14 protein-coding genes are annotated in these 13,931 nt (G+C 72.6%); 9 read left to right on the top strand and 5 right to left on the bottom strand.

Annotation, left to right across the window (positions count from 1 at the left end; translation table 11 throughout):
• Window positions 1-64 precede the first annotated feature (64 nt).
• Window positions 65-2,521, top strand: a complete 2,457-nt coding sequence (locus tag JK356_RS18420; protein WP_201869678.1) for a glycoside hydrolase N-terminal domain-containing protein — start codon at window positions 65-67, stop codon at window positions 2,519-2,521.
• A gap of 7 nt (window positions 2,522-2,528) precedes the next feature.
• On the opposite strand, the gene JK356_RS18415 is transcribed toward JK356_RS18420, so the two are convergent.
• The gene (locus JK356_RS18415) at window positions 2,529-3,368 is read right to left on the bottom strand and encodes a hypothetical protein (protein ID WP_201869675.1); all 840 of its coding nucleotides are present in this window, start codon (window positions 3,366-3,368) and stop codon (window positions 2,529-2,531) included.
• Between the two features lie 153 nt (window positions 3,369-3,521).
• Between JK356_RS18415 and JK356_RS18410 the strand changes: the two genes are divergently transcribed.
• Complete coding sequence (locus JK356_RS18410) at window positions 3,522-4,436, top strand: A/G-specific adenine glycosylase (protein WP_201869673.1); 915 nt, start codon at window positions 3,522-3,524, stop codon at window positions 4,434-4,436.
• Window positions 4,437-4,522: 86 nt separating this feature from the next.
• Here the strand turns inward: JK356_RS18410 and JK356_RS18405 are convergent, their stop codons facing one another.
• Window positions 4,523-5,008, bottom strand: a complete 486-nt coding sequence (locus JK356_RS18405) for a hypothetical protein (RefSeq protein WP_201869671.1) — start codon at window positions 5,006-5,008, stop codon at window positions 4,523-4,525.
• Between the two features lie 303 nt (window positions 5,009-5,311).
• On the opposite strand from JK356_RS18405, the gene JK356_RS18400 reads away from it, so the two are divergent.
• The gene (locus JK356_RS18400; protein WP_201869670.1) at window positions 5,312-5,560 is read left to right on the top strand and encodes a hypothetical protein; all 249 of its coding nucleotides are present in this window, start codon (window positions 5,312-5,314) and stop codon (window positions 5,558-5,560) included.
• Between the two features lie 62 nt (window positions 5,561-5,622).
• Window positions 5,623-5,856, top strand: coding sequence for a hypothetical protein (locus JK356_RS18395; RefSeq protein WP_201869668.1), 234 nt, complete (start codon window positions 5,623-5,625; stop codon window positions 5,854-5,856).
• Between the two features lie 4 nt (window positions 5,857-5,860).
• Here the strand turns inward: JK356_RS18395 and JK356_RS18390 are convergent, their stop codons facing one another.
• On the bottom strand, window positions 5,861-6,592 hold the full coding sequence (locus JK356_RS18390; RefSeq protein ID WP_201869666.1) for an SDR family oxidoreductase: 732 nt from the start codon (window positions 6,590-6,592) through the stop codon (window positions 5,861-5,863).
• A 104-nt stretch (window positions 6,593-6,696) separates the two neighbouring features.
• Between JK356_RS18390 and JK356_RS18385 the strand changes: the two genes are divergently transcribed.
• Window positions 6,697-7,542, top strand: a complete 846-nt coding sequence (locus JK356_RS18385) for a helix-turn-helix transcriptional regulator (protein WP_201869664.1) — start codon at window positions 6,697-6,699, stop codon at window positions 7,540-7,542.
• A 137-nt stretch (window positions 7,543-7,679) separates the two neighbouring features.
• Here JK356_RS18385 and JK356_RS18380 read toward each other — a convergent pair whose 3' ends face one another.
• A complete protein-coding gene (locus tag JK356_RS18380) occupies window positions 7,680-8,279 on the bottom strand; it encodes a DNA-3-methyladenine glycosylase I (protein ID WP_201869662.1) in 600 nt (199 codons plus the stop codon).
• A 67-nt stretch (window positions 8,280-8,346) separates the two neighbouring features.
• Window positions 8,347-9,375 carry a LacI family DNA-binding transcriptional regulator gene (locus JK356_RS18375; protein WP_201869660.1) on the bottom strand — a complete coding sequence of 343 codons (1,029 nt, stop codon included), beginning with the start codon at window positions 9,373-9,375 and terminating at the stop codon, window positions 8,347-8,349.
• A gap of 253 nt (window positions 9,376-9,628) precedes the next feature.
• Here JK356_RS18375 and JK356_RS18370 point away from each other — a divergent pair, with 253 nt between their 5' ends.
• The 4 genes from JK356_RS18370 to JK356_RS18355 are packed head-to-tail and all read left to right on the top strand — an operon-like array spanning window position 9,629 to window position 13,907.
• Window positions 9,629-10,723: a glycoside hydrolase family 172 protein gene (locus JK356_RS18370; protein WP_201869659.1), complete on the top strand. Its 1,095-nt coding sequence runs from the start codon at window positions 9,629-9,631 to the stop codon at window positions 10,721-10,723.
• Window positions 10,724-10,739: 16 nt separating this feature from the next.
• Window positions 10,740-12,098, top strand: a complete 1,359-nt coding sequence (locus tag JK356_RS18365; RefSeq protein ID WP_201869657.1) for a sugar ABC transporter substrate-binding protein — start codon at window positions 10,740-10,742, stop codon at window positions 12,096-12,098.
• Window positions 12,095-13,036 (top strand): carbohydrate ABC transporter permease, encoded by a 942-nt coding sequence (locus tag JK356_RS18360; RefSeq protein ID WP_201869655.1) that lies wholly within the window; start codon window positions 12,095-12,097, stop codon window positions 13,034-13,036. Before JK356_RS18365 ends, JK356_RS18360 begins: the two co-directional genes overlap by 4 nt.
• Window positions 13,026-13,907 carry a carbohydrate ABC transporter permease gene (locus JK356_RS18355; protein ID WP_201869653.1) on the top strand — a complete coding sequence of 294 codons (882 nt, stop codon included), beginning with the start codon at window positions 13,026-13,028 and terminating at the stop codon, window positions 13,905-13,907. The genes JK356_RS18360 and JK356_RS18355 overlap by 11 nt, the downstream gene beginning before the upstream one ends.
• Window positions 13,908-13,931: the final 24 nt, after the last annotated feature.

Raw genomic sequence — 13,931 nt, 5'->3', positions numbered from 1 at the left:
CGGCATATACATCCGACCTTACCGTCCGCCGCGAGATGTCCCTCCCGGGAACGAGGTACCCGCGATGACCGACACCGGCTTGCCCCGACGCGCCTTCGTGGCGTCCGTGACCGGCGCCGCCGCCGCGCTCGGCACGGCCGCCCCCGCCTCCGCCGCCTCCCCCGCGCCCGCGGCGGCCGGCCGTCCCAGCCCGTCACCAGGCACTCCCGGTATGACCCTGTGGTACGAATCCCCCGCCACCGACTGGGAATCGCAGGCGCTTCCCCTGGGCAACGGCGCGATGGGCGTCTGCTTCTTCGGCGACCCCGCGCGTGAGCGCCTCCAGTTCAACGAGAAGACGCTGTGGACCGGCGGACCGGGCGCCGCGGGCTACGACTTCGGCAACTGGCGCTCACCCCGGCCCGGTGCCCTCGATGAGGTGCGTGCCCGCATCAACGAGGAGCAGCGGGCCAGTCCCGAGTGGGTGGCCGAGCGCCTCGGCCAGCCCAGGACGGCATACGGCGCCTACCAGCCGTTCGGCGACGTGTGGGTGGAGTGCCCCGCCGGGCCCGGCGGGGTGACCGGCTACCGGCGGTACCTCGACATCGCCGAGGCGGTCGGCGGCGTGCGCTACGCCGCCGGCGGCGTGACGTACGCCCGCGAGTACCTCGCCTCGGCCCCGGCCGGGGTCATCGCCGCCCGGTTCACCGCCGACCAGCCGGGCGCGGTCAGCGTCACCGTCTCGGTCACCACCGGGGCCAACCGGACCGCCACGCTGGCCGCCAGCGGCGGGCGGATCACCCTCGCGGGCGTCCTGGACAGCAACGGTCTGCGGTTCGCGTCGCAGGTCCTGGTGTGCAACGAGGGCGGCACGCGGACCGACAACCCCGGCGGCTCGGTGACCGTCTCGGGCGCCGATGCCGTAACCCTCCTGCTCGCGGCGGCCACCGACTACGCCCCGCGGTACCCGCGTTACCGCTCCGGCACCGACCCGCACGGCCCGGTGACCGCGCGCGTCGACGCGGCCGCTGCCCGGGGCTTCGCCGCGCTGCGGCGGGAGCACCGGGCCGACTACCAGGAGCTGTTCGGCCGCGTGCGGCTGCGCCTCGGCGAGGCGGCGGACCCGGGTCTGCCGACGGACGCGCTGCTCGCCGCCTACCAGGACGGCACGCTGGACGAGGCGGGGCGCAGGTCGCTGGAGACGCTGTACTTCCAGTACGGCCGCTACCTGCTGATCTCCTCGTCCCGCCCCGGCTCGCTGCCCGCCAACCTCCAGGGCGTGTGGAACCACTCGGCCGAGCCGCCGTGGAGCGCCGACTACCACGTCAACATCAACCTCCAGATGAACTACTGGCCGGCCGAGACGACGAACCTGACGGAGACGACGGCCCCGCTGTTCGACTACGCCGACTCCCTGATGGCGCCGGGCCAGGTCACCGCGCGCGAGATGTTCGGCAGCCGCGGCTGGGTGGTGCACAACGAGACCACACCCTTCGGTTTCACGGGAGTCCATGACTGGCCCACGGCCTTCTGGTTCCCCGAGGCGGGCGCCTGGCTGGCCCAGCACTACTACGAGCACTACCTGTTCACCGGCGACGAGACGTTTCTGCGGGAGCGCGCGTATCCGGTGATGAAGTCGCTGTCGCGGTTCTGGGCCGACACCCTCGTCACCGACCCGCGCGACGGCACGCTCGTGGTCTCACCCAGCTTCTCGCCGGAGCACGGCGAGTTCTCGGCGGGGGCGTCGATGTCCCAGCAGATCGTGTGGGAGCTGCTGACCGCCACCGCGGCGGTGGCCCAGGCCGCCGGGGAGCAGGACCAGGAGTTCCTGGCCCAGCTGCGCGGCACGCTCGACCGGCTCGACCCGGGCCTGCGCATCGGCTCCTGGGGGCAGTTGCAGGAGTGGAAGGAGGACTGGGACGACCCTGGCAGCGACCACCGGCACGTCTCCCACCTGTTCGCGCTCCACCCCGGGCGGCGGATCACGCCGCAGCGCGACCCGGAGCTGGCGCGGGCGGCCCGGGTGTCACTGACCGCGCGCGGCGACGGCGGCACGGGCTGGAGCAAGGCGTGGAAGATCAGCTTCTGGGCGCGGCTGCTGGACGGCGACCGCGCCCACAGCCTGCTCGCCGGGCAGCTGCGCTCCAGCACGCTGCCGAACCTGTGGGACACCCACCCGCCGTTCCAGATAGACGGCAACTTCGGCGCCACGGCGGGGATCGCGGAGATGCTGGTGCAGAGCCACGCGGACGCCATCCACCTGCTGCCCGCGCTGCCCGGCGCCTGGCCGCACGGCAGTGTGACGGGCCTGCGGGCGCGCGGCGACGTCACCGTCTCGCTGCGGTGGCGGGACGGCCAGGTGGTGCGGGCCGCGCTGCGCGCCGGCCGTACCGGCGAGATGACCGTCAGAAGCGGGGTGTTCCGCCGCCGGTACCGGATCCGCGATGCCCGCGGCGGCCGCCCGGCCGGCGCCGCGCGCGACGGCGACACCCTCACCTTCCGCGCGCGGCGCGGTCACACCTACGTGCTCACCGCCGGCTGAGCGGTGGTCAGTCCTGGTCCAGGCGGAACGAGGTCTGCGCCACCGGCAGGTCGCCGAGCTCCGCCTCGACCAGGTACGTGCCCGCGGCGGCGGGCGAACCCTGCCCCTCGCAGCCGGAGGGTGTGTGGCGGCGGTTCCACTCGATCGTGTGCTGGACGCTGCCGCCGGCGGGCACGGCGGCCGGGATCGAGCCGGGGTCCTCGGGGCAGGCGGTGGAGGACCACACGCGCTCGTCCTGGGCGTTGGCGATGGTCAGCGTCAGCGTGCGGGTGCCGAAGTCGACCTGGCAGTCGGAGCCGCTGACGTTGCTGACGGTGAGCCGCAGCAGCGGGTGCTCGCCGATCGGATAATCGTTCCGGTCGCTGCGCAGCGAGAGTTCCACGTCATCGGGCCCGCAGCCGGGCAGCCCCGCGGGGTCGCCGTAGTCGCCGGTGGTGCCGCCCGCCGAGCCGGAGCCGCCCGCGCCGTCGCCGGAGCCGTTCCGGCCGTCGTCCCCTGGGGAACCGTCCCCGTCCTCGTCCCCGTCGCCGCCTGCGCCGGAGGCGTCATCGGACCCGCCGGAGGCGTCGTCGTCCTCCTCGTCGTCGCCGGACTCCTCACGCCCGCCCGGCCGCTCGTCGATCACCGACTCCGACGGCGAGGGCCCCGGCGTGATCGACTCGGCGGGACCGTCACCCGCGCTGTTGTCGTCACGGCCCGCCGGCTCCTCATCACCCCCGCCGCCGCCCAGGTTGAACACCCAAACGAGCAGCAGTACGAGCAACGCGGCGAGCCCGATCACCACGGCCCTGCGGCGCCAGTAGATCGAGGACGGCAGCGGCCCGACAGGAGTGCGCAGAGATCCCACGGGGAAACCTTACGCAACTTGACGTGCCCGCGTTTCCCCTCCTCCCGTCCGCCGCTCCCCCGGCACCGCCCCGCGACACCGCCGCGACGCACCCAACACGCGCGGCCCGCCCCGCTTTGTACCGCGCCCTCGGCGTGCCAGGATCGCACTGCCATGACTACGACCACGCAGACGCCCACCACCCCCGCCCAGCCCGCCGACCTGCACGCCCCCGTGATCGACTGGTTCACCGAGCACGCCCGTGACCTGCCCTGGCGTCGGCCGGAGGCCGGGGCCTGGGGCGTCATGGTCAGCGAGTTCATGCTCCAGCAGACTCCCGTCAGCCGCGTGCTGCCCGTGTACGAGGAGTGGCTCGCCCGCTGGCCGCGCCCCGCCGATCTCGCCGCCGAGTCACCCGGAGAGGCGGTACGCGCCTGGGGCCGCCTGGGCTACCCGCGCCGCGCGCTGCGCCTGCACGCCGCCGCCTCGGCGATAGTGGAACGCCACGGCGGTGACGTTCCCCGCGACCACCACCAGCTGCTGGCGCTGCCCGGCGTCGGCGAGTACACCGCCTCGGCGGTGGCGTCGTTCGCCTACGGCCAGCGCCACGCGGTCCTGGACACCAACGTGCGCCGGGTCTTCGCCCGCGCGGTCAGCGGCACCGAGTTCCCGCCGAACGCCACCACCGCCGCCGAGCGCAGGCTCGCGCGGATGCTGCTGCCGGAGGACGAGAAGACAGCCTCGCGCTGGGCGGCGGCCACGATGGAGCTGGGGGCGCTGCTGTGCACCGCGCGCAACCCCCGGTGCGACGGCTGCCCCATCGCCTCGGTGTGCGCCTGGCGGCGCGCCGGATGCCCGCCGCACCAGGGCAAGCCGCGCCGCGTGCAGACGTACGCGGGCACCGACCGCCAGGTGCGCGGCAAGCTGCTCGCGGTGCTGCGTACCTCGCCGGTGCCGGTCCCGGCCGCCGTGCTCGACCGCGTCTGGCACGACCGGGAGCAGCGCGCCCGCGCGCTCGCCGGCCTGGTTGCGGACGGCCTCGCCGAGCGCACCCCGGACGGCCGTTACCGCCTCCCCGGCACGCGCTGACGCCACTCGGCGGCGCTGCGGTGACGCGGGGCCGCGCCCCGAGCGGGCGCGGCCCCGTATTCCTGGTGCCCGGATCGTGTCCGGTCTCAGTGCACGATGCGCACGTTGTTGATCAGGTGCTCGACGTTGCTGTAGCCGACGTCGAGCAGCGTGCCGCTGCCGTCGCCCCAGTTCAGGAAGACCTGGTACCAGATCGTCCCGGCAGTGCCCTCAGCGCCCTCGATGGTCACGCTGACCGGCGCCCGGTCGGCGAAGACCACACCGTCCAGGCCCGGGTTGGCCGCCTCGTAGGCCGCGATCTGGTCGCGGGCACCCTGCGTGAGCCGGGTGGCGCGCAGCTCGTTCTTGGCGGACTGGTCGCCGGTGCGGATGGCCTCGGCGTACTCGTTGTAGAAGTCCAGCACGAACTGCTCGGACGCCGACTCGGCACTCGGCGCCACGGCCACCGCGCTCTGCGGCGCCGGCGCGGCGGCAGCCGCCGCGGGCGCGGCAGCGGCCAGCGGCAGCGCGAGAGCCGCCGCGGCGACGGCGAGCACGGTCGTGCGGCGACGAGTGATCAGGCTCTTGGCCACGAATCCCCCTTGAATTCACATAAGACGGCATCGCGCGGGCGCAAATCAACAACCCCCAGTCCCCCACCACGCGATACCCGCGGAATGTTCACTTCCCTGTGCCCTTCGTCCCGGGATTGGGCGGCATAAGCCGCTTGACATGCGGCTTTGCAGGCCCCGAAGGGTCGTTGCTCACGCTAGCAATGGGCCGCACCGAGAGCAAAACGAGGCTGGCGGAAAACAGTTCGCTCTTTCAAAGACATGGACAAGTCAATGCGGGGTTTCGCTGGCGCGGTACGCTGCGGCGGCAGGAGGGTGGGTCGCATGGACGTGAGCGGCAACGGGCCGCGGCTGGCGGCGAGCGCGGTCGCCCCGCTGGTGAAACGGCTGTTCCGGCAGGACGAACCCGGCGCCGGCCTGACGGACCGGCCGGTGCGCATCGGCGCGCTGGTGTACCTCACCCGCCTGGCGGCAAACCCCCTGATGTGCGCCCTGCACCGCACCAGCCACGGCTACCTGCCCCGCGGCCGGGAGGCACTGTACGAGGCGGCGCTGCGGATCGTCTGCTTCTGACCAGCACCGCCGTCCTCTCGTTGCTGGCATCCGGCGAGCGTCTTACCCGCACGGAGTCACTCGTGCTCGCAGAAGCGGACAAGCTCGGCGAGCTCACCGTTCCGACACGTGCCGTGCCCCGTCTCCGCAGGCTTTTCTTGTGGGACAGAAAGACCACCGGCCGCAGTGAACTGCGGGGTCTGACCGGACTGCGGCACGTGCGGCTGGCAACGGCAGGCGCCGTCACCAACCGCGACGCCCTGCCGGGCGTGACGGTGGAGACGACGCCTCGCTCGCGTTACGGCAGGGACCGGTAACGCGTCACCAGGGCAGCGGGCCGTTCACATCGAAGAAGCCGCCCGTCGGGCCGTCCGGGGCCACCTGGGCCATGCGGACGATGATCTCGGCGCCCTCCTCGACGGTCTGGATGCCGGTGTGGTGGTTCAGGTCCGTCGCGGTGTAACCGGGCTCGACGGCGTTGACGCGCAGCTGCGGGAACGCCTTGGCGTACTGCACGGTCAGCATGTTGACCGCCGCCTTCGACGCCGGGTAGGCCACGCCCGGGTAGGCGTACGTCGGCGTGCCCTCCTCGGTGACGCGCGCCAGCGAGGCGAGGCCGCTGCTGACGTTCACGATCACGGGCGCGGCCGAGCGGCGCAGCAGCGGCAGGAAGGCGTGCGTGACGCGCACGATGCCGAAGACGTTGGTCTCGAAGATCTCCTTGGCTGCCTCGGCGGTCAGGTCGGCGGCGCCGGGGACCTGGCCGTCGGGGGTGCGGCCCTCGATGCCGGCGTTGTTGACCAGCACGTCGAGGCCGCCGTCGGCCTCGATCCTCTTCGCGGCCGCCGCCACGGAGGCCTCGTCGGTCACGTCGAGCTGCACGAAGTGGCCGCCCAGGGCGTCGGCGGCGCGGCGGCCGCGCTCCTCGTTCCGGCTGCCCACGTACACGGTGTGGCCCGCCTCGATCAGGCGGCGGGCGGTCTCGTGGCCGAGGCCCTTGTTGGCCCCGGTGACCAGGATTCTCTTTGCTGTCGTCTGCGTTGCTGTCGTCATGTCCGCCAGTCTTCGCCCGCGCGGGGGGGCGCAGCCAGACGTCCCGTTTTCCTGGGACTCGCGGTACCAGGCGCGCCGGGCGCCCAGCCGCGCACACTGGTGTCATGGCCAAGGCAGACACGGGATTCGGGCGGGCGGTGCGCCGGTGGCGCGACCGGGTGCAGCCGCAGGCCGCCGGGCTGCCGTCCGGCGGAAGGCGGCGGGCGCCGGGGCTGCGGCGCGAGGAGCTGGCCTTCCTGGCCGGGATCTCCGTGGACTACGTCACCCGCCTCGAGCAGGGCCGCGCCTCGCATCCGTCGCCGCAGGTCGTCGAGGCGCTGGCGCGGGCGCTGCGGCTGTCGCGGCCGGAACGCGCGCACCTGTTCCGGCTGGCCGGGCTGGTGCCGCCCGGTCCCGAGACGGTGCCCGCGTACCTCACGCCAGGCGTGCAGCGGCTGCTGGACCGGTTGCGGGAGACGCCCGTCGCGGTCTACGACGCGGCCTGGAACCTGCTGGTGGCCAACCCGCCGTACGCGGCGCTGATGGGCGACCCGTCGGGGTGGCGCGGCAACGAGCGGAACGCGGTGTGGCGCAACCTGGTGGGCTCGGGCAACCGGACGCGGCAGACGCCCGCCGAGCGGCGGGAGTTCGAGTCCGCGCTGGTCGCGGATCTGCGGCAGGCGGCCGAGCGGTACCCGGGCGACCAGCAGCTGCGGCGGCTGGTCGCCGACCTGCGTCAGGCCAGCGAGCGGTTCGCCGAGCTGTGGGACTCCGGGGTGGTGGGGCACCACGAGTCGGCCCGCAAGACGATCGAGCATCCGCAGGCCGGGCCGCTGACGCTGGACTGTGACGTGCTGACAGTGGCTGGCAGCGACCTGCGCATCATGGTCTACACGGCCGAGCCGGGCACCGAGGACGCCGAACGCCTCGCCCTGGTCACCGTGCTCGGCACCCAGCTGCTCACCGGCTGAGCCGCCGCCCTTCCCGCGGGTCTCGCGATCCCGCTCGCTGAGGCTCCCTCTCCCCCTGACGTCGCGCGGGGCGCGGCGGTGACGGGGCCGCGCGCCCACCCCGCCGGGTGCGCGCGGCGGCCGGGGGCACGGCACAGCTACGCCCGGCGGACGTGGCAGTCGGCGAGGTGGTCGTTGACCAGGCCGCAGGCCTGCATCAGCGCATAGGCGGTCGTCGGGCCGACGAACCGGAAGCCGCGCCGCTTCAGGGACACGGCCAGCGCGATGGACTCGGGCGTGGTCGCCGGGACGTCGTCCAGCGTGCGGGGCGCGGGCCGGGCTGCTCCGGCCGCCGGGGCGTGAGACCAGATCAGCTCGGTCAGCTCCCCTTCGGCCCACCCGGCGGCTATCCGGGCGTTGTGCAGCGCCGCCTCGATCTTCCGGCGGTTGCGGATGATCCCGGTGTCGGCCAGCAGCCGCTCGGTGTCCGCCTCCGTGAAGGCGGCGACCTCCGCGATGCGGAAGCCGGCGAAGGCTTTGCGGAAGCCCTCGCGGCGGCGCAGGACCGTCAGCCACGACAGCCCCGACTGGAACGCCTCCAGGCACAGCCGCTCAAACAGCGCGTCGTCACCGCAGACCGGGCGGCCCCACTCCGTGTCGTGGTACTCCCGGTAGTCGTCGGGCGCGATGCCCCAGGGGCACCGCAGCAGTCCGTCCTCCCCCGGCCGGGCGCCCCGGCCGCCGTCCTTCTCCTCCATGCCCGCAGTCTGCACCAGGCCGCTGACAAAGGACACGGTCCGGTGCGGCCCGCGGCTGCCCGCGCGGCTACCGGCGGGGGCCGGCCGTGCTGTCGCGGACCCGCAGCGCGGTGCGCAGCACCACCGTCTGGAGCGGCTTCTTCCGCCCGGCTATCCGGTCCTGGAGCAGCCCGGCGGCCGTCCACCCCAGGTCGTAGGAGGGCAGTTCGACGGCGGTGAGGCTGGGGGTGATCAGCGGCGCCCACGGCACGTCGCCGAAGGACAGCACGCCGAAGTCCGGCGGGCCGAGCCCGGCCTCGCGCAGCGCCTGAAGGGCGCCGACGGTCATGAGGTTGTTGGCCACGAACACCGCGTCCGGCGGCTCGGGCAGGGCCAGCAGCTCCGCCATGGCCGCGCGCCCGCCCTCCACGCGGTAGTCGCCGTGGCGCGTCAGCGTCGCCAGCACGTCGTCGATCTCATCCTCCGGCACGTCCCGCGCGCGCAGCGCTGCCCGCAGCCCGTCGCGGTAGCCGGCGAGGCGCTCCTCGGCGGTGGAGACGCCGGGCGGGCCGGCGATGCAGGCGATGCGGCGGTAGCCGCGGGCGGCCAGGTGCTCGGTGGCGGCCTCCCCGCCGTGCATGTTGTCCACGAGCACAGCGTCCACGGAGGCGCCGCGCGGTCGGCGGTCCACCGCGACGACGGGCATGCCCCGGTCGGTGAGCGCCGACAGGTCCGTGCGGTCGCGGGAGGCGGCGGCCACGATGACGCCCGCCATGTGCTCGGCCAGCGCGATCGACAGGTACCGGCGCTCCTTGTCCACCTCGCCGTCGCTGTTGCACAGCACCACGGACAGGTTGGTCTGCTGTGCCGCGTCCTCCACGCCGCGGGCGAGCGAGGTGAAGAACGGGTTCTCGATGTCGGGGATGACCAGACCGATCACGCTGCCGCGCTGCGTGCGCAGCGAGCGGGCCACGCGGTTGGGGGCGAACCCCAGCTCCTCCGCGGCGCGCCGCACCCGCTCGGCGCGCTCGGGGGTGACGCGCCCGCCGTTGAAGACCCGGGAGACCGTGGCGGGGGAGACGCCCGCGGCGCGGGCCACGTCGTTGATGGTCGTCATGGACGCTAGGTCGCCTTTCCGTCGTTCCGTCGTCCGAGGCGGCGCGCTCCCCCGAGGTTCCCGGCGACCGGAGTCTTGACAGGGTCAGGTGCCGAGCCTAGGGTCCCGCGAAAAGGATTTCAAGCTGAATTTTCGGCCGCTCCCGCCCGTCACGCCTGGGATGTGTGCGGCAAACTCACCCAAGACCCCTCGCCAGACGAGGGATCCGAACACTCCTATTTGAAATCGATTTCACGACGAGGTGAGGCGAACGATGACGGCATGGGGACTGCACGGTCTGTCACGCCGCACGGCAGCGGTGTCCCGCTCGATCAGCGCGGAGAACCCCACCGGCGCCAAGGGCGCCGGCGCGATGGCCACCGAGGGCACCGGTGCCCGCGCCGCGAGCCTGCTGGGCCGCGGCTGGAAAATCTCCCCCAGCATCGAGATCGCCCCTGGTGAGACGGCCACCCTCGCCGAGATCGAGGGTCCCGGCGTCATCCGCCACCTGTGGTGCACCACGGCCCCGCACCGCGCCTGGCGCGGCACCCTGCTGCGCATCTACTGGGAGGACGCCGAAGAGCCGGCCGTCGAGGTGCCGCTCGGCGACTTCTTCTGCAACGGCTGGAACACCTTCAGCCAGGTCTCCTCCGTGCCCGTGGCCGCCAACCCCAACGGCGGCTTCAACTCCTACTGGCCGATGCCGTTCCGCCGCGCCGCCAGGATCACCCTCGAGAACCTGATGGCGGAGCAGCTCACCCTCTACTACCAGGTGGACTACGAGCTGTGCGAGGTCGCCGAGGACGAGGCGTGGTTCCACGCCCAGTGGCGGCGCAGCCACCCGGTGCCGCGCGGCGAGGTGCACACCCTGCTCGACGGCGTCACCGGCGCGGGCCACTACGTCGGCACCTACCTGGCGTGGGGCGTCAACGACCCCGGCTGGTGGGGCGAGGGCGAGGTGAAGTTCTACCTCGACGGCGACGACGAGTTCCCCACCATCTGCGGCACCGGCACCGAGGACTACTTCGGCGGCGCCTGGAACTTCGACGTGCCGGGCCAGGGCTACACCGCCTACACCACGCCCTACCTGGGCCTGAACCAGATCCTGCGCCCCGACGGCCTGTACGCCAGCCAGCAGCGGTTCGGGATGTACCGCTGGCACATCCCCGATCCCATCCGCTTCACGCAGGACCTGCGCGTGACCGTGCAGAGCCTCGGCATCGGCCCCGGCCACCACAACGGCCTGCCGCACCGCTACCGCCCCACCAGCGACGACATCGCGAGCACCGCGCTGTTCTACCTCGACGCGCCCAGCGCACCCGGCTCCCGGCCGGACACCCCGGGCCTGCTGGAACTCGAAGTGGACTGACGGCGGGGGTACAGCCATGCGCGCACACCACGAAGCCGGGTCATCTCCCTCACGCCGGCGTTTCCTCGCCGCGGCCGGCACGGCCACCGCGGCGGCCGCCGCTCCCGCCCTGCTGACCGGCTGCGGCGCGGCCAGCGCGGGCGACGGGCCGCTCCAGTTCTGGAACACCTACGCGCCCCAGCGCTCCGCCAACCCGGCCATCCAGGCCCAGGCCCGGTGGTTCGAGCAGCTGGTGGCCGACTGGAACGCCACCCACCGCCGGAAGGTCGAGCTGGTCTTCATCCCCGGCTCCACCTACACCAACGGCACCAAGCTCCCGGCCGCGTTCGCCGCCGGCCAGGGACCCGACATCTTCCTGATCAGCCCGGGAGACTTCCTCCGCTACTACAACGGCGGCGTCCTCGCCGACCTCACCCCGTACATGGACCGCGAGGCCATCGCCGACTACGGCTCCCACCTCGGCAGCCGCATGGTCGGCGACCGGGTCTACGCCCTGCCCATGGAGGTGGAGCCGCTGGCGATGTACTACAGCGTGGCCGCCTTCGAGGAAGCCGGACTGTCCGAGGGCGACATCCCCACCACCTGGGACCAGCTGCTCGACGTCGGCGACCGGCTGCGCACCCCCGAGCGGGCCGGCCTGGTCTTTGACACCACTCAGGGCTACTACCAGAACTTCACCTGGTACCCGTGGCTGTGGCAGGGCGGCGGCGAGGTGGTGCGGCCCGGCGGCGAGGTGACGTTCGACTCGCCGGCCACCCGCCAGGCGCTCCAGCTGTGGCAGGACGCCGTCGAGCACGGCATCGCCCCCCGCACGCTGCCCGCCGCCGGCGACTTCATCGGCGCCATGTCCACCGGCCGGGCCGGCATGTGGGAGTCCGGCATCTGGGAGGTCGCCAACTTCCGCGAGTACGCGCCCGACTTCGAGTACGGCGTCTTCCCGCTGCCCACCCCGCCCGGCGGGGAGTACACCACGTGCCTGGGCGGCTGGGCGTTCTGCGCCAACGCCCAGGGCCGCGACCCCGAGACCGCCGCCCGGTTCTGCGCGTGGGCGCTGGGCACGATGGACGACGCGTGCGTGGACCGCATGGTCGAGTGGTGCACCGTCGCCAAGACCGACATCGCGCCGCGGGAGTCCGTGCTCCGCCGCGCCACCGAGCAGGGCGGCTACGACCACTGGGCGATGCGGAAGTTCAAGGACGAGATCGCCCCCGCCGGGCGGCCCGAACCGCGCTACCCGCCCGTGCTGTACAAGGCCGTCTCCGACGCCATCCAGGGCACCATGCTCGCCGGGCGCGACGTGGCCAGCGAGGCCGGGCGCGCCGCCCAGGCCATCGACGCCTACCTGCGCAGCTACCAGGGGGCGAGCGTCATATGAGCACGCAGGACCTCGCCCCCGCACCGGCGGCCACCCCCGCGCGCGGCCGCCGCCTGTCCCGCAAGCACCGCGAATGGCTGGCCGCGGTCCTGTTCCTGCTGCCCGACAGCATCGGCCTGCTGGTCTTCGTCGGCATCCCGATGGTGCTCTCCGTCGTCCTGGCCTTCTTCCAGGTCAGCGGCTTCGGCTCCTACGAGTTCGTCGGCCTGGGCAACTACGAGCGGATGCTGAACGATCCGCTGTTCTGGGACTCGATGCGGCTGACCGCCGTGTACGTGCTGGTGCTCGTGCCCGTGCTGTTCTGCGTCAGCCTGGGGCTCGGGCTGCTGGTGAAGCAGAAGCTGCCGGGCGTCTCGGCCTACCGGACGATGCTGTTCCTGCCGCACGTCGTCAGCCTGGTCGTCGTCGGCCTGCTGTGGAAGTTCATGCTCGACGAGCAGGTCGGGGTCGTGAACCAGGCCATCCGGGCCCTCGGCGGCGAGGGCGAGTCCTGGCTGGGCAAGCCCGACCTGGCGCTGCTGTCCCTCATCGCCGTCACCGTCTGGGTGATGATGGGCTACTACATGATCATTTTCCTGGCAGGGCTCCAGGACATCCCCCAGGAGTACTACGAGGCCGCGCGGATCGACGGCGCCGGACCGTGGCAGACGTTCCGCTGCGTCACCTGGCCCCTGCTGCGGCCCACCAGCTTCTTCGTGCTGCTGATGTCCACGGTGGCCGCGCTCACCGGCGGGCTCGACCTGATCTTCGTCCTCACCGACGGCGGCCCGGCCAACGGCACCTCGCTGGCGATCTACTACATCTACCAGCAGGCGTTCCTCTTCGGGGAGTTCGGCTACGCCGCGGCCATGGGCTCCTTCCTGGTGCTCATCATGGTCGTGCTGTCGGCGGTGATCTTCGCGCTCACGCGCGGCGGGAGGTTCGACGATGACCGCTGACATCTCTTCGCTGGCTTCCCGGTCCCCGGCGCCCAGCAGGTCCGCCGCGGCGGCACTGGCGCGGCGCCGCGCCAGCCGCGCCGGGCTGATCGGGCTGGCCGTCCTGGTCTCCGTGGCGACGGTCTTCCCGCTGCTGTGGATGGTCTCCTCGGCGTTCAAGACCCGCGCCACGGTCAACGACGGGAAGCTGCTGCCCGACGACCTGACGTTCGACAACTTCGTCTACGTCTTCACCGAGGTGCCGTTCGCCCGGTACCTGTGGAACAGCTTTTTCACCGCCTCGGTGATCACCGTCGTGGCGCTGCTGTTCCACTCCATGGCCGCCTACGCGCTGGCCCGGCTGCGCTTCCCCGGCCGCGAGGCCGTCTTCCTGACGATCTTCTCCACGCTGCTCATCACCGCGCCCGTCGTGCTGATCCCGCTGTTCATCGTCGTCCGCGAACTGGGCATGCTGAACAGCTACGCCGGCCTGATCGTCCCGGCGATCTTCAACGCCTTCGGCATCTTCCTGCTGCGCCAGTTCTACCTGGGGCTGCCGCGCGAGGTGGAGGAGGCCGCGATCGTCGACGGCTGCGGCTACTGGCGCGTCTACTGGAACGTCGTCCTGCCGATGTCCCGGCCGATCCTGTCCGCGCTCGCGGTGTTCTTCTTCCTCGCCAACTGGAACTCCTTCGCCTGGCCGCTGGTCGCCACCAACGACCAGGACCTGAACGTCGTGCAGCTGGGGATCGCCTCCTTCCAGGACCAGTACGGCTCGCAGTGGAACTACCTCCTCGCGGCGGCCACCGTCGCCGCGCTGCCCATGCTGGCGCTGTTCTTCACCTTCCAGCGCCAGATCACGGAGTCCATCAAGACCTCCGGCATGAAGTAACGCACCCCACCACCCGCACCTGGA

The sequence above is a fragment of the Streptomyces sp. 7-21 genome (assembly GCF_016741785.1).
Lineage (GTDB): Bacteria > Actinomycetota > Actinomycetes > Streptomycetales > Streptomycetaceae > Streptomyces.
This window is presented reverse-complemented; position numbering and strand designations above follow the sequence as displayed.